Source organism: Streptomyces sp. NPDC007896, assembly GCF_042959425.1.
Taxonomy (GTDB): Bacteria; Actinomycetota; Actinomycetes; order Streptomycetales; family Streptomycetaceae; genus Streptomyces.
Window position 1 is genome coordinate 16202 of the sequence record NZ_JBIBKX010000009.1, and the last position, 14572, is coordinate 30773.

Annotated in this window: 15 protein-coding genes; 6 read left to right on the top strand and 9 right to left on the bottom strand. The window is 66.8% G+C overall.

From position 1 onward, the window contains the following. Positions 1 to 15: 15 nt before the first annotated feature. Both ACFZDJ_RS27480 and ACFZDJ_RS27485 read left to right on the top strand, forming a co-directional pair. Positions 16 to 918: a replication-relaxation family protein gene (locus ACFZDJ_RS27480; protein WP_391063347.1), complete on the top strand. Its 903-nt coding sequence runs from the start codon at positions 16 to 18 to the stop codon at positions 916 to 918. Positions 919 to 1381: 463 nt separating this feature from the next. Further along, on the top strand, positions 1382 to 2155 hold the full coding sequence (locus ACFZDJ_RS27485; RefSeq protein WP_391062596.1) for a DeoR family transcriptional regulator: 774 nt from the start codon (positions 1382 to 1384) through the stop codon (positions 2153 to 2155). Positions 2156 to 2199: 44 nt separating this feature from the next. On the opposite strand, the gene ACFZDJ_RS27490 is transcribed toward ACFZDJ_RS27485, so the two are convergent. From ACFZDJ_RS27490 to ACFZDJ_RS27505, 4 genes are all read right to left on the bottom strand, one after another. After that, positions 2200 to 3126 (bottom strand): IS5 family transposase, encoded by a 927-nt coding sequence (locus tag ACFZDJ_RS27490; RefSeq protein ID WP_391063350.1) that lies wholly within the window; start codon positions 3124 to 3126, stop codon positions 2200 to 2202. A 444-nt stretch (positions 3127 to 3570) separates the two neighbouring features. Beyond that, positions 3571 to 4515 carry a DUF6192 family protein gene (locus ACFZDJ_RS27495; RefSeq protein ID WP_391062599.1) on the bottom strand — a complete coding sequence of 315 codons (945 nt, stop codon included), beginning with the start codon at positions 4513 to 4515 and terminating at the stop codon, positions 3571 to 3573. A 315-nt stretch (positions 4516 to 4830) separates the two neighbouring features. Then, the gene (locus ACFZDJ_RS27500; RefSeq protein WP_391062602.1) at positions 4831 to 5007 is read right to left on the bottom strand and encodes a hypothetical protein; all 177 of its coding nucleotides are present in this window, start codon (positions 5005 to 5007) and stop codon (positions 4831 to 4833) included. Then, the gene (locus ACFZDJ_RS27505) at positions 5007 to 5366 is read right to left on the bottom strand and encodes a hypothetical protein (RefSeq protein WP_391062605.1); all 360 of its coding nucleotides are present in this window, start codon (positions 5364 to 5366) and stop codon (positions 5007 to 5009) included. The genes ACFZDJ_RS27500 and ACFZDJ_RS27505 overlap by 1 nt, the downstream gene beginning before the upstream one ends. 272 nt (positions 5367 to 5638) lie before the next feature. On the opposite strand from ACFZDJ_RS27505, the gene ACFZDJ_RS27510 reads away from it, so the two are divergent. After that, positions 5639 to 6154, top strand: coding sequence for a sigma-70 family RNA polymerase sigma factor (locus ACFZDJ_RS27510; protein ID WP_391063353.1), 516 nt, complete (start codon positions 5639 to 5641; stop codon positions 6152 to 6154). A gap of 173 nt (positions 6155 to 6327) precedes the next feature. Next, positions 6328 to 7119, top strand: coding sequence for a hypothetical protein (locus tag ACFZDJ_RS27515; protein ID WP_391062607.1), 792 nt, complete (start codon positions 6328 to 6330; stop codon positions 7117 to 7119). A gap of 223 nt (positions 7120 to 7342) precedes the next feature. On the opposite strand, the gene ACFZDJ_RS27520 is transcribed toward ACFZDJ_RS27515, so the two are convergent. From ACFZDJ_RS27520 to ACFZDJ_RS27530, 3 genes are all read right to left on the bottom strand, one after another. Continuing rightward, positions 7343 to 7798: a zeta toxin family protein gene (locus ACFZDJ_RS27520; protein WP_391062610.1), complete on the bottom strand. Its 456-nt coding sequence runs from the start codon at positions 7796 to 7798 to the stop codon at positions 7343 to 7345. 167 nt (positions 7799 to 7965) lie between these two features. Continuing rightward, the gene (locus ACFZDJ_RS27525) at positions 7966 to 8589 is read right to left on the bottom strand and encodes a histidine phosphatase family protein (protein WP_391062612.1); all 624 of its coding nucleotides are present in this window, start codon (positions 8587 to 8589) and stop codon (positions 7966 to 7968) included. A gap of 547 nt (positions 8590 to 9136) precedes the next feature. Next, positions 9137 to 9619, bottom strand: coding sequence for an HIT domain-containing protein (locus tag ACFZDJ_RS27530; RefSeq protein WP_391062614.1), 483 nt, complete (start codon positions 9617 to 9619; stop codon positions 9137 to 9139). A gap of 205 nt (positions 9620 to 9824) precedes the next feature. Here ACFZDJ_RS27530 and ACFZDJ_RS27535 point away from each other — a divergent pair, with 205 nt between their 5' ends. Beyond that, positions 9825 to 10346: a GNAT family N-acetyltransferase gene (locus ACFZDJ_RS27535; RefSeq protein WP_391062616.1), complete on the top strand. Its 522-nt coding sequence runs from the start codon at positions 9825 to 9827 to the stop codon at positions 10344 to 10346. 202 nt (positions 10347 to 10548) lie between these two features. Here the strand turns inward: ACFZDJ_RS27535 and ACFZDJ_RS27540 are convergent, their stop codons facing one another. Further along, the gene (locus ACFZDJ_RS27540; RefSeq protein WP_391062618.1) at positions 10549 to 11199 is read right to left on the bottom strand and encodes a hypothetical protein; all 651 of its coding nucleotides are present in this window, start codon (positions 11197 to 11199) and stop codon (positions 10549 to 10551) included. A gap of 56 nt (positions 11200 to 11255) precedes the next feature. Then, a complete protein-coding gene (locus tag ACFZDJ_RS27545; protein WP_391062621.1) occupies positions 11256 to 12800 on the bottom strand; it encodes an ISL3 family transposase in 1545 nt (514 codons plus the stop codon). 150 nt (positions 12801 to 12950) lie between these two features. Between ACFZDJ_RS27545 and ACFZDJ_RS27550 the strand changes: the two genes are divergently transcribed. Beyond that, positions 12951 to 14161 (top strand): IS3 family transposase gene (locus tag ACFZDJ_RS27550; protein ID WP_391062623.1). Its coding sequence is split into 2 segments (ribosomal slippage): positions 12951 to 13197 and positions 13197 to 14161, totalling 1212 coding nucleotides; the frame shifts between segments, so codons are not numbered across the junction. Positions 14162 to 14572: the final 411 nt, after the last annotated feature.

Genomic DNA, 14572 nt, shown 5'->3' on the forward strand with positions numbered 1-14572 from the left:
GCGAGCAGATCCGTGATAATCGGCGTGGACGTGGGCAGCGGAGACCGGCTGGCGCTGGCCGTGCTGACGCAGTACCGGATGGCCACCACCGAGCAGATGCACCGGGTGATCGCCCCCGATGTGCGCATCGAGCAGACCCGGCGGCGGCTGGCCCGACTGCGCACCGAGGGGCTGGTCGACCGCATCACCCTGCCGCGGGCCGGACGGACCCGGGTGTGGTTCCCCACCCCCTACGGCGTGCAACTCGCCTCCGAGTGGCCCGAGATGCGCGGGCGCCGTCCCTCCAGGACCGTGTCCGATCCGACCGCCGTGCGGCTGAAGGCCGGCCACACGCTGACCGTGACCGAGACCGCGCTCGTCTTCCTCGAGGACGCCCGCCGCCGCGGCGAACTATGCCGGCCGCTGGACTGGCTGACCGAGGTCCACCATTCGATCGGGAGCGGCGAGGCCGTCATCCCCGACGCACTCCTGTACTACAAGCGCGGCCCCGCCGACGGCGACGACTGGTCGATGCTGCGGGCGTTCGTGGAGGTCGACCGGGCCACCATGGGCCCCGAACGCCTCGCCGCCAAGCTCACCGCGTACGACCGCCTTCACCGCTACGTGCCCGCGGTCCCGGGGCGCCGGCCGACCTTCCAGGAACCGGCGGTGGAGGAGTGGCGGCGGCGCTATCCGCTCTTCCCCCGCGTCCTGTTCGTCCTGGACGGCACCGGACCTGTCGGTGTCGAGAACCGGATCCGTGCCCTGCGCGCGGGGGCCGGACTGCTGGCGCCGTCCCGCTTCCCGTACGACGTCCCCATCCTCGCGGCGCCGCTGGCCGACCTGCTCCACCACGGCCCATCCGCACCCGTGTGGCGCCCCGTCCACGACCCCGATCAGCGAGTCCCCTGGACCGGGCTCGCGTCCCGGGAGACGTAGCACGCGACCAGCCGTGGTCGGGGGTGGGCGCGGCGCGGCTGGCCCCGTGGTCGGCCTCATGGTCGGGGGGGGGTGGCAGAAGTAGGCACGCGAGACGAGTGAGGCGACCGTCGGCTGGACAGACCCGACCGGACAGACATCACCCCCGACAGGTGAGAAGCTGTGTCAGAACCGATGATCTGTGACGCTCTGTAATAGATGCGGTTCTGCCGCATGCCGAAGCGAGGGGTTACAGGGCGAACACCATGAGACGGGCGGCTGCCAGAGCACTCGCTTGTGTATTACTACGAGCAGTTCTGCCGCGACGAGACGACCCGGGCCGGCGTCAGACGGGTGCGTACCGACCGCACCAGGAGCGGGCGACCAGAGTAGAGGTGACTCTGGCGTGGGAACACCTACAGTCTGCAACTGCGGCTAGAAGTCGGCAGGTTGGCGTCGCCAGCAGCGTGTAGTGTCCGGTTGCGTGCTGGCTGAACGACGACACCAACTCATCCTGCAGGCCCTACGCTCCGGCGGTGCCGCCTCCGTAACTGATCTTGCCGAGCAGCTTGATGCCAGCGCGGCAACCATCCGGCGTGACCTTCTCAAGCTGGAGGTGGACGGGCTGCTCACCCGGGTTCATGGCGGAGCCGTGATCGAAGAGGATCAGCCCTCGTTCACTGAGGCCGCCGCAGTTCGGGGGAACGAGAAAGACGTGATCGCCGCCCAAGCGGCCACAATGATCGAGGATGGCCAATCGATCATTCTCGACAGCGGAACCACCGTGCACCGGTTGGCGCTACAACTGCGCGGTCGTCGCCTCACTGTGATCACCAACAACCTCGCAGTTTATGAGGAACTCCGAGACGACGAAAACATCGACCTGATGCTTCTCGGAGGCATGGTCATCCGTGAGTCACGCATGTCGGACGGCTTCATGGCCGAGGACAACCTTCGCCACGTCCACGCCGACTGGCTCTTCATGGGTGCTTGCGGTGTCCGCCCCGGGGGCCAGGTCATGGACACCACCGTGGCCGAGGTGCCCGCCAGGCGCGCCATGATTGCGGCCAGCGACAAGGTGGTCCTCCTAGCCGACAAGAGCAAGTTTCCAGGATCCGGCATGGTGAAAATCTGCGGTCCAGAAGACCTGGATGTGCTCATCACCAACGCAATGGAAGACGACGCGACGTGCACGACCCTGCGTGAGGCCGGTGTACGGGTGATACCAACAACTCCGGCCACGGCCGACGGGACGTGACCCACTCGCAGTGCCTCCGTTTCGGTGGGCTTTCCTGCGCGGGATCAGCGCAAGGTGGTGAGGGCCAGTCGGATCGCCTGTGGCTGCGTACGGAGGCGTATGGGCTTGAGCTTGCCGGCCTCCTTCACGGGCTCGACGGGGTGGGGTGAGGTGCGCGGCGGTCGGGGAGGGCGCGTGAGGCGGCGGACCATGAGGGTGATGAAGGTCCAGGTGATGTGGGCCTCGCTGTGGGAGACGAGTCGCTCGTAGTCGCGAACGTTTCTCCGGGCTCTCGTGATCCACGAGATGGCCCGCTCAACTCGCCACCGCTTGGCGAGGACGGCGAATCCGTCCTGGTCCTTGCGGCGGGGCACCGTCTTGAGCGTGATGCCGAGGAAGGAGTGGGACCAGTCGACGAGGGTTCCGCCGTATGCGGAGTCCGCCCAGGCGACAGCGAGTTCGGGATGAGTCAGACGCAGGCGGAACAGCTGGTCACGGGCGGGGATACTGTCGTGCGGCGAGGCCTTGGTGACCATGACGGCCAGAGCCATGCCGCGCATGTCGACGGCCAGGTGCCGCTTCCTGCCATTGATCAGCTTCCCTCCGTCGAAGCCGCGGGTGTCCTGGCCCACCGTCTCTGCGCCCTTGACGGACTGGGAGTCCAGGATCACCGCGACGGTGCGGGGATTGAGGCCGTCGTGAACACGGACCATCTGGTGCAGCTCGGCATGGATGCGGGCCAGGTCCCCGCTCGCCCGCCACCTTTGAAAAAAGCCGTAGACCGTGCGCCAGGGGATCCCGAAGTCGACGGGAACGGCCCTCCACTTGCAGCCATTGTCATTGACGTACCGGATGGCGTCGACGACGTTGCGGCGCGGGTGCTTCTCCGGGCGCCCGCCCGTCGGTAACGCGCAGGCGGGGACGGGCAGCAGCGGTTCGAGGACGGCCCATTCGGCGTCCATGGTGTCGCTGGGGTAGCGCCGCTTGCGCACGGCCGGCGGCCGGGTCTCGTTGATGCTGGTCATCAGCGTTCCATGCGGGTGAGGACTTCCAGGGTGGCTTTGACTCCGCCGAGCTGGTCCAGGACCAGGCGGATCCATTCGTCGTCCGGGGCCTTCTTGGCGTGCGGGGCAATGATCCCGGTGATGAAGTTGGTGCCCGATGCAGTTCCGCCTGGAAGATCGCCCGCTCGTAGGAGATCCAGACCTCGCTCTCCTCCGACATCTGAAAACCGTCCCGTCTGCTGTAGGTCACCGGAGGAAGCCCTTCCTTGACCGCAACCTTCCGCAGGAACCTCAATCCCGCCCAGACCTGCGACGGCGTGCGCTTGGTCGCCCGGCACAGCTGCGGGAGCGTCAGCCCCGTCGGCCGCGCCTCCTGCAGAGCCTTGCGTACCGCCTGGCCGTGGACGTGGGCGGGCAGACCCGCCCCCATGGCTACTGGCCCCGCAGCAGCTGGGCGAGCTGTTCGTCCAGATCGACCTGACCGGTCGCCGCCGCGGTCTCGATCCAGTCGGCCGTCGCGCGGATCTTCTCCAGGTGGTTTTCCAACACCTTCGTCTGGGTGTCCGTGAACTCGTGCCCCCGCAGCTTCGGAACCAGCCGCGCGGCCCCGGCGATGAACCCCTGACACACGGCGATCAGGTCGTTGAACTCCATCGACTTCCGCCAGCTGTGAACGATGCGGGCCGGGTCCTCGAACGGCTCGCCCTCCTCGGCGAAGGCTTCCTCGTACTCCTCGTCGAACTCGTCGTCGAGCCCGGCCTGCTCGAACTGGGCCTCGTTCACGTTCTCCCGGGCCTCGGCATCGCGCATGGCCTTGAACGCCACCTCCGGCCGGCGCAGGAAGTCGGTGGCCACCTGCGCCGCCACCGCCTCGTCATCGCGCGCCAGTTCCCGGATCGCTTCGACCTTCTCCTGGGCCGTGACCGGGACCTGTATCTCTTCGGTCTTCCAGCCCACCACCTTCTTCGCCACCTCCGCACTCCACCGGCGCCGGCCGGTGCGCTCACTCAGCGGCGGGTTCCCGATCAGCTCGAACCGGTCCGGCGCGGAGGCCAGGATCCGGTGCACCTCGTAGGAGACCCCCGTCTGCCGGTGTTCGGCGGGCCACTGCGCGGCCACCCACCGGTGTGTGCGGACGGTATAGAAGGACAGCCCGATCTCGTCGGCGAATAACCGCAGCGACTCCTCCACACCCTGGTCACCCTCGTCGAGCGGCAGGTGACCGCCGTGCCCACGAAGTGGCTCCAGCTCCAGAGCTGCGTCTCCGAGCGCGAATTGGCAGCGGGTGTCCTCCTCCACCATGTCCAGAGACTCGGTCACCAGCTCGTCGTAACGGCTCCGCGTGACCTTCCCGACCATCTCCACCATTGGGGCCATGGCGCACCACCCGGCGCGGGCCGAAGCGTCGGCGTCCTGCGTCGGCTGCGGAACCCCGGCCCGGCGATGCCGTCCAGACTCCACCTTGCACCACCAACATCACCAGACTCTGAGCCAACATGGCTAATTCCGGCCCCTGTTGCGGCCCGCAGCACCCAGATCGACCAACCGGTACACGAGTCACAGAGCGTCACAGATCATCGGTTCTGACACAGCTTCTGATGCGTGCCATGGGTGCTGCTCCTTGTCGCAGACGAGAGAGCGCCGCGCCCGGCCGGGGAGGCGGGGCGCGGCGCTCGGGGTTGAGGGGGAGGGTTAGAGGGTGTCGGTGACCACGAGGAACTGGTCGCTCTTGAGGTCCATCACGACGTGGGCGTCGATGCCCTGGTCGCGCTGGCCGGTGGCGAACTCTTCCGCCGGCCACGAGCCGCGGGGAGCTCCGGCGGGGAACCGCTCCAGGACGGTGCGGGGCTGTGCGGTGGTCGTGTCCATCACCCGTCGCCGCCGTTCACGCGCTCGTGGATCTCAATCAGCGTGCCGATGGCGTCGGGGCAGTCTGCCGTGCCGACCCACTGCCCGCGTGCGGTGAAGACCGGGACCGTATTGGTGTCTGCGTCGAACACCACGACGTAGTCGCCGTACCTGTCGAGGACCATCTCCTGCAGGGCCCGGGCCGGTGCGGTGGCCAGCACTTCCAGGTCGTCGACGGTGAGCCGGGCGGGCTCCGCCGGGTTGTCGGGTTGGGTGAGGACGCCGGAGACGTGCAGCAGGTCACCGGTCTGGATCTCGGTGAGCAGCGCGTGCGCGATCCGGGGATTGCTGGTGGTGCAGGACCAGATCACGTCGTCCAAGGCGTCGTCTTCCCTGTCAAGTCGTCGTGTTCGATCACCGAAAGCTCCCTTAAACGCAGTGGTGTTGCACAAGGAGGAGCACGACCTCATCTGGATCGCTGGCGACTTCACCGCCCCTCGTGCAGCCCGATCCCCACATCGTCCAACGCTCCGACTGGGGACACTGGCCCACATCCGACAGCACCACCTTGTAAGAAGCAGTAGCCAGCCGGACAAGAAGAAGACATGACCCACTTAGAGGAGTGCCTGTGCCGGACTCGGAGGCGTTCAGAGTGCTGTATGCGACCCACTACGACGCTGTACTGCGATACGCGTATCGGCGCGTAGGCGCGGACGAGGCACCGGATATCGCAGCGGAGGTCTTCGCCGTCGCCTGGCGGCGGATGAATGAAATACCGCCCAAGGTCCTGCCATGGCTGTACGGAGTGGCCCGAAAAGCCGTGGCCAACCATCTGCGGTCGTCTGAGCGGGCGGGTCGTCTCTTGGTTCGGCAGGCCAGTGAGGCGTCTCGGGTGGCACTGGTCCGGGACGTGGGCGATCAAGTGGCCCAGGCGAACTCGGTCCAGCGAGCGTGGCTTCGATTGAGCGCAGAAGATCGTGAACTTCTGGCCCTGATCGGCTGGGAGAGGTTAGGAGTTGGCGAGGCGGCCCGTGTACTCGGCTGTAGCGCTGCCGTGTGCTCTGTTCGGTTGCACCGGGCTCGACGTCGCCTTGAAAACCAGCTGTTGCAAGAAGAGGCCACCGATCGGGCCCTTCTCGGAGAGACGAAACCGGAGGTCAGAACATGAGACTGACTGCGCAGATTCGAGGGACGATGGCTCCGGCTGATCCCGCGGAGAATTGCGTTGTTGACGCACAGCGTGCCAATGCGGATCTACAGCAGATTCTCTCGTCCGCCCCGTTGCCATCACAAGGGTCAGTCCGCCGTGTCGGCTTACGTCGCCGGCCGCTGAGGATCGCGGTGGCAGGCATCGCCATCGCTGCCGCGACGATCGGCACTGTGGTCTTCGGCTTCGGCCTCACGAACTCTTCGACTTCTGCCTACGCCGCCACACCACCACCGTTGCGCTATTCGCAGGCCGCGAAGGCTGCGTCGGCCGCGGTGCTTCTACAGCAGATCGAGAAGCAAGCCGCTAACGGTCGGCCCCCGAGCCCTGCACCCGCAAGCGGGAGGATTCACTGGAAGAGCTGGTCGCTGTTCACCCGCGAGGACACCGGCGGCGATGCGGAGTCGACCCTCGTGCCCCAGGACTATGTGGTGACGGTTCACGCGGACGGCACGGGCACCGAGCAGCAGACTATCCAGGGCCGGTCAGAGACTCACTCACTGGGTGGATCCAGGCTGAGCGGCGTCATTCCGGAAAAACCGAAGGATTTCAGGGCGTGGCTTCAATCCAGGTCCAACGTCTCGCTGTCCGACCCGATGGGTGCCGCTCAGGCTGCAGGTGACCTGCTACAGAGGCAGATTCTGGGGCCACAGCAGCGCGCCGCATTGCTGCAGGTCATCGGACAGCTGCCGGGCCTCACCTTCGACGGGGAGGTCGTGGACCGCGCTGGCCGACAAGGAGAAGCCTTCTCTGCAACCTCTGCAGGCAGTGGCCTGCCCACCCGCTACACCTTCATCGTAGAGGCCCGGTCGGGCCAAGTGCTGGGGTTGGAGGAGACATTGACCGAGACTGCGGGCAAGCTGAACGTTCGGATCCCCGCCGTGATCGACTACCGCACCTATCTCAGCGCCGAATCTGTCGGATGATCCTGGCGCGACACTCGCACCATCAGCTTTGCCCAATTCCCCCGGTCAAATGACATGCGGCAGAAGCAGACAGAAGTAGACCCAATGCGTTGGCACGCCGACGGCCTCTGACGGGCCGTCGGCTGCTGATACGAAAATCCCCCGTCTGTGCCGGTCAGGAGCGTTCATGTGGCTTCCACGGGTTGGAGGTTGACCTGGTAGCCGAGGCGGTTGAGCTGGCTGATCAGGCGGCGGGTGCTGCAATTCCTGCGCGGCGGCGCTCGAAGGCGGAGCCGTCTCCTCTCCTGGGAGGGGGAAGGCCATGATGACGTCTCCGTTGTCCCAGGAGATCTCGTAAGGGCTGATCTGTGTTCCGCCGTATTGGGCGATGGTCGAGTCGATCTGCTGCTGGAGTGTGCGCGGTGTCGGGGCGGACCAGGGCTCCGACCGTACGGACGTCGGCGGCCAGGAGGGCGGGGTAGTGCCGGTGCGCGGGCTTGTACAGGTCGCGGCCGACGCGCACGGCACCGCCGCGGTGGTCCAGCACCGCCTGCACGAGGTCGGCGATCCAGGTCTTTCCTGCCCCGGGCTGTCCGGCTACGACGACCACGACCGGACGGGGCTGGCGCACCGCCCGGCGCGTCGCCGACGGCAGGATGACCTGGTTCAGGACCTCGGTGTTTTCCCGCTCGGACAGCATGGCCGCAGCGTCGTCCGACCTTGCCAACGGTTCCTCCCGGTGCCTGCGCCCTGTCCGCTCTCAGATAAGTCCGGGTGGAGCGGGCCCCTGACCTGCGGTGCCCGGACTTGAGTGAGACGGGTTTCGCAAGGTCGTCTCACTCAAGTCCGGGCAAGCGGCCTTCTTCGTCAGATGTGGAGTTCGGGTGGGAAGCCGGTCCAGCGCAGTTCTGCGGGCAGGTGCCGCATGTCGTTGTGGAACAGCACGGAGGACGGCCTGCCGGGTGCGTATCGGATGGCCGTCAGGGCCGCGTTGCCGTGGTTGAGGCCCATCCAGCGCCACTCGGGCGCGTCGAGGGCGGCTCGGATCAGCCATCCGATGAGGAAGTTGTGGGTGACGACCAGTTCATGGCGGGGGCGATCGCCGTCGACCGGGCCTGTGAATTCTGCGAGTGCCTCCCGGGCCAGTGCAGGACCACGGTTGCGCTCTTCTTCGGGAACCTGAGCGAGGAAGTTGAGCATGGCGTCGGCCGAATCCGGCGGAAGCTCCTCCTTCGCAGGCAGGTAGGGGATGTAGTCGCCGGCCAGTTCCGACTGGTGCAGTGGGACGGCGTCAAGTTGTGCGCTGATCAGCTGGGCCGTCTGCTGCGCCCGGGACAGCGGCCCGTGGTAGATCGCCGAAAGCGGGGTGTTCCGGAGCCGTTCACCGAGGAGAACGGCCTGGCGCCAGCCGCTCTCCGTCAGGGTCGTCTCATCTGCTGACGCTTCACCGTGCCGGGCGAGGTAGAGGTATCGAGTGGCTGTGTCTGTCATGTCCCGGGTCTCCGTCGTCATCCGTGATCTTGTACGTCAGGGATGGACGCTGAGCTCTGTGCGCATAGTTCCGTCGCGACTGCGCTGGCCCAGTTGGCGATGAGTGCGGGGACGCGTTCGGGGTTGCCGAGCCGATACTCGATCTCCGCCGCAGACGACTTCACAGTCTTCGTGAGCCAGACGCGGCTGGTCCCGCGAATCGGTGAGACGTCAACTCAGATGCCCGGAGATCTCCGAGACTGCCCGGACATCACAGAGACAGGACACTTTGCCAGAAAATCGAACATGCGCTCTAATCGATGGTATGGACGCCAACGCTTTCCCCAGTGAACTCGTGGAGGCTCAGACCGCCTGGTACGCCACGTACCAGGAGCTCGCCGACACCTCGTCCGCGCACGGCACCGCCGCTCACCGGCGACGCCTGCAGGAGCTGTCCCGGCGTACCGCCGGACACCCGTACTGGCAGACTGCGGCCGGAACGCCGACGGCCCGGATGGCGCCGAAGGAGCTCGCCCGGGTGGCTTTGTTCACCAGCTTTGGCTCTGGCTCAAGTTCTGTGGTGCTGTCCGGATGCCAGGGCGTCCGCAAGCTCCGCGACGGGATCGCCACTGAGGTGGTGCCCGGACCGCCCGGTCGGCCAGGTCGAGATTCCGTCGTCCACCCACCGCGGAACGACGTGGAAGTGCAGGTGGGGCACTGACTGTTCCGACCCCGGGCCGCTGGCGCTCAGGATGTTCACGCCCGAGGCGTTCAGGCCGGTCCGCATCGCCATGGCGACTTGCTTGACCAGCGCCATTGTTCCGGCCAGCACGTCGGGTGAAGCGTCGAAGAGGTCCGCGTAGTGCGATGTCGGAATCACCAGGGTGTGGCCTGGCGCGAGCGGGTTCAGCGGAGCGAAGGCGCAGGCCATGGGCCTGCGAGCAACCCAGCGCCCGGTGTCTTCACGGATGAGCCGACAGAAGGTGCACCCCATGGGATCAGACCATGCCACATGCCAGACGGGACCCCCACAGAGTTTGGGCCCGGCCATGGATCTCGGTCACGGCCTGCGAGTTTCACAGAACCTGAGCCAGAGCCCCAGCTTTGACAGCACTTGTTCAGCGCTTCGGGAGGCGCTCAAGGCACGTCATGCTCGATGTTCACGAGAAGTGGCAGCACGCCGCCGCGGGCCAGGTCGGCGCCGCGCGCGGTCCCAGGCAGGAGAAAGGCATTGCCATGCCATCGCGTCGGTCGGCATGCTCACAGCTGTGATCACTGCACACGACTCCACCGATGCCACCATCGTCATGCCCGTCAGCGTGCGCGACCTACTGCCCCCAGACCTGCCCGCATGCACCTGGTCGGGCTCGGCCACCCACCTGCGCCAAGTAGAGCGAGAGTTGGCGCGCGCTGCGGCCGGCGAGGTGGACTACCTGGCTGTATGCACCGCGGTGGACCTGCCGGTGGCGATCGGCGGCATCGACTACCAGGTTCGCGAGAAAGCCGGAACCTTGTGGCAGCTCGCCGTACTCCCGGCACTCCAGTCCCGCGGCCTGGGAACGCTGCTGATCCGAGCCGCCCAACAGAGGATCAGGAACCGCGGCCTGCGCAGGGCCGAACTCGCCGTGGAGGAGGACAACCCTCGGGCCCGCGCCCTGTACGAGCGCTTGGGCTACGTCGCGTACGGCCGCGAGCCGGATGCCTGGGACGAGGAAGGACCTGACGGGTTGATCCGTCGCCACGAGACGATGTGCGTTCTCATGCGAAGGGACCTCTGAACCCCCGCCCGGTGGTAGATGCCCGAGGGGGCAGCCGGGCGGTCAGCTGCCGTCCTTCGGGCGCCAGCCAGTGCCCGAGCCCCCCGGTGCAGGCGCTGTCGAAACTCGTGAACGTTCGATTCGCACCTCGTCGCCGCCCGCTTCCCAAAACGGCGAGCAAGTGCCGTCCGTTCTCGGGCTCTGGCACAGATTTCGTGATCGGTTACGGTGCGTGTTGGCCACTGGTACCCGGCAGTGGTGCACTGATGGCCAGATCTTCGTCGAGTCTGGCTGCCAGGTCCTCGGCGAGAGTCGGAACATGGAGAGTGGCCCACTGCTTGGTCAGAGAGAGAAAGCCTTGCAGTCCCTCCTGCACGGTATGCAGGATCCGCGGTAGGTCACCCACCACGATCTCGATGGGCTGCCCGGAAGAACTTTCTTGAGCGTCTACGCTGTCCGGCCACAGCTGCACGACCTCATCGGCATGCTCAAGCCTTGGTGAAGGGTCATGGCCGAGCCACAGGGTCTCTCCGTCTGCGACGCCGAGCCACTCGCGCCAGTCCTCCAGCCCACAACAACATCCTGGCTGGACGGTGACGTTGGTACGGGTGTCGTGGACGCGCAGCCCTCCCGGTGCGATGACTTTGTCTGTCTCCAGCAGGCGGCAAATCGCCTCGCTGGCGTCCATCAAAGGGCGATCGTCGTCACCTGTCCGCGAGTTGTAGTCAGCCAGCATGGCCAGCGCGCTGCCGACTTCGAGCGGGGACATACTGCTCGACAGAGCCATGAACTGGTACGGAGGCAGGTCAGCCACCGGCCAGAAAGAGAAGTCAACGGTGTCTGGGGTTTCCAGGACGGCATTCACGATCAACACCGCGTCATTCTCGCCTGGGGCGGTTCAGCCCGCTTTGCAATTTCTCCCGGGGCTCATCACGCCAAGAGAACGCGCTTCCGGAGGAGGTTGAAGCCGGCGCGGCCGAACATCTGGCGCTTGAACATCTTGATGCGGTTGACGTGCCCTTCCACGACTCCGGAGCTCCAGGGCAGGGTGAGGCCGGCGACGACGGCGTCACGGTCGCGGTCGATGCCTGCGGCGAGGGTGTGGAGACCGGGCAGATCATCTTGGCGGACGGCATCGAGCCACTCGGGCAGCCGTTGGCCCTGTCGCTCGGTGAGGATCTGAGCGAACGAACGGACGTGTCTGGTGAGGGCTTCCAGTTCGGGGCAGTGGGCCAAGACGGCCTTCATCCGGAGCTGTTCGCCCTCGGAGAGGAACTCGGGGTGCCGGAGGATCCAGCCGGCGACCGTGCGGGGTGAGGGCGGGGGTGCGGTGACCGGGTCGGCCGAGAGGCGCTTGGTGCGGAAGTAGGCGCGAACTCGCTGGTAGCTGCCGGTGTAGCCGAGTGGCACGATCTCCTCCCATGCCTTCCAGGCGTTGGTGCAGCCCTGGTTCCAGCGGTCGTCCAGGTAGGGCCTGTACTCGTCGAGGACGGAGGGGCGGCCTTGCCACTGGCCGTGAAAGAGGTCCTCCGGGGTAGTGGCGTCGGCGAGGAGTTTGACCGTGCGGTAGGTCATGCCGAGCTGGCGTTGGATCGCGCGGCGGCTGTGGCCGGCGGCCAGCAAAGCGTGGACAGCGGCGTGGTTGGCCCGGGTTCTGTCGGCGAACCGGTGGCCCGCCGGCCACGGTGAGCCAGTAGGGTCGGCCGGTTCTTCCGGTTCCTTGACCTGCCGGGGCGGCTCGGGCGCAGTGCCACGCAGGCACTCCCGATGGTCGGCGACACACCGTTCAGCGGCTTCGCTGAGGTTGTGCCATAGGTGCCAGCGGTCCGCGACTTGCACCGCTTGAGGTGCCCCAGCGGTGGCACCTTCGGCAAAGAACGGGGCTCGGTCCCTGCAGACGACCTCGATCCCTGGCCTCTCGGCCAGCCAGGCGGCCAGGCTCGATGCCTCCCGGTCCGGCAGCAGGTCAACCGGCCGTCGCGTCTCGACGTCGACCAGCACGGTGCCGTAGTGGCGGCCCTTGCGCGTGGCGTATTCATCGACGCCGACCACCCGCGGGGTCGGTACTTCCGGTTCGGGCAGCGCTTCGATCAGTCGCAGCACGGTGCTGCGGCTGACGGTCACCCCGAACACACCAGCCATCCTGGCGCCCGCCCGACCAGCAAGGGCGAGACCGACCGCCGCCAGCGCCGAACGCAGACGCTCGGTCCACCGGCCGTACCGCCGGGTCAACCCCGGCACCTGCTCAACGAACGTCTGCCGCGAACACGAAGCGACCCGGCAGCCAAACCGGCGGACCCGCAGACACAGCACCACCCGCAGCCCTGCGCTTGGCACATCCGCCGGAAACCGCAGGTAGGAGCTATGAACGCGACTCGACCAATTCCGGCAGCCCGGACACTCCGAACCAGATGCCGTACTGCGGGCCTCGACCCGCACCGTCTCGTTTTCCATGTCCACCGCCACCACCGCCACGTCCGCGATCGACGGGAACAGGAACTCCTCCAGCCGGAGGACCACTTCTTCCACGGCCTCGAACTGTCAGTTACCCGAGATCACTGAGGCTGATCCTTTGGAGTGGACACCCTGACAATGGATCTTGATGGTCCAGGGAGGGATGTCCAGGTGGGACGCAAGTCTCCGTATCCGGAGGAGTTCAGGAAGGACGCTGTCGCGCTCTACCGCGCCGCGGCCGGGCAGCGGACGTACGCGGCGGTAGCGGCGGATCTCGGCATCACCGCAGAGTCGCTTCGGACGTGGGTGCGCAAGGACGAGGCCGGGGCCGTGCCCGAGGGCCGCGATGGCAGCGTGAACACGGCCGAGGAGCTGGCCCGGCTGCGAGCGGAGAACGCTCGGCTACTCAAGGCCGAGCAGGAGTGGCGGCTGGAGCGCGAGATCCTGCGTCGGGCTGCTGCTTATTTCGCCCGGGAGGTGAAGTGAGCCCCCACCGCTGGGACTTCATCTCCGACAACCGCGCCGACTTCGGCGTCAAGCGGATCTGCCGGGTGCTTGGGGCGTCCCGCGCCGGCTACTACCGGCACCTGGCCACCGAGCAGGTCCGCACCGAGCGCCAGGCCGAGGAGAAGCGGACCGTGAGCGAGATCCGCGCCATCCACGCCGAACACCAGGGCGCCTACGGCGCCCCGCGCGTCCATGCTGAACTGCGTGCGAGAGGGCGCAGGATCAACCGCAAGCGCGTCACCCGGCTGATGCGGATCAACCACATCGTTGGCCGTCACCTGCGGAAGAAGAAGCGGACGACGATCGCGGACAGGGCCGCGCCGCCCACGCCGGACCTGGTGATGCGCGACTTCACCGCGGACACGCTGAACACCAGGTGGTGCGGCGACATCACATACATAGCCGTCGGCGCGACGTGGCTCTACCTCGCAACGGTGATCGACATCTGCTCGAGAAAGTTGGTGGGCTGGTCGATCGCCGACCACATGCGCACCTCCCTGGTCACCGACGCGATCGAAATGGCTGTGGCCGCCCGCGGTGGCCGGGTCCACGGCGTCGTGTTCCACACCGACAGGAGCGCCCAGTACAGCGCGGCCGCCTTCGCCGAGGTCCGCCGCCGGCACGGCATCCGCCGCAGCATGGGCCGGGTCGGCTCAAGCTATGACAATGCCCTCGCCGAGTCGTTCTTCCAAGGCCTCAAGCGCGAGTTGCTCCATGGCCGCCGCTGGACCTCGAAGACACAGACCCGACTCGAGCTGTTCCGCTGGCTGTCGTACTACAACCGGCGCCGCCGGCACTCCGCACTCGGCTACCTCACACCAGCCGAGTTCGAACAGCAACTGATCACGTCACATACGCTGTCACTCGTCGCATGAAACCCCGTGTCCACTCCCGGGGATCAGCCTCATGTGACGACCTGAACCCAAGACAAGTACCACCGCTGCAGGTCAGGGGCGCTCTTCGCGTTTCTGGTCACCCATCGGACGCCCAGCCATGTGAACGCGCGGGAGCTGTCCGACGGCAGATGCTTTCCTGGGCTCGTAGGGCGGTGAGGAGGGAGAACCAGCCCACACGGCGCACCCCTTTCCCACCTCCTCGTGTGTCGTCAGCCATCGGCCACTGTCCGCCTGATTCCCGCACGACGGGGTGAACGCGTGGAGAGTGTCCGTCGGGAGCCCATGCGCCACCCCCATTACCAGTCCGAACGACTGACTGTTGCGGTCTGTCTCGCCAAGGTTCGCGGCGAATCACCGCAGGTCGGGTTGAGTGACGGCTGTGTGCGGCCG

What these genes read in the sequence shown, in the direction of transcription:
- ACFZDJ_RS27495 (WP_391062599.1), bottom strand. Translation starts at nt 4,515, where the DNA reads ATGGCCCCAATGGTGGAGATGGTCGGGAAGGTCACGCGGAGCCGTTAC.
- ACFZDJ_RS27500 (WP_391062602.1), bottom strand. Translation starts at nt 5,007, where the DNA reads ATGGACACGACCACCGCACAGCCCCGCACCGTCCTGGAGCGGTTCCCC.
- ACFZDJ_RS27520 (WP_391062610.1), bottom strand. Translation starts at nt 7,798, where the DNA reads ATGCTGTCCGAGCGGGAAAACACCGAGGTCCTGAACCAGGTCATCCTG.
- ACFZDJ_RS27525 (WP_391062612.1), bottom strand. Translation starts at nt 8,589, where the DNA reads ATGACAGACACAGCCACTCGATACCTCTACCTCGCCCGGCACGGTGAA.
- ACFZDJ_RS27530 (WP_391062614.1), bottom strand. Translation starts at nt 9,619, where the DNA reads ATGGCCGGGCCCAAACTCTGTGGGGGTCCCGTCTGGCATGTGGCATGG.
- ACFZDJ_RS27535 (WP_391062616.1), top strand. Translation starts at nt 9,825, where the DNA reads ATGCTCACAGCTGTGATCACTGCACACGACTCCACCGATGCCACCATC.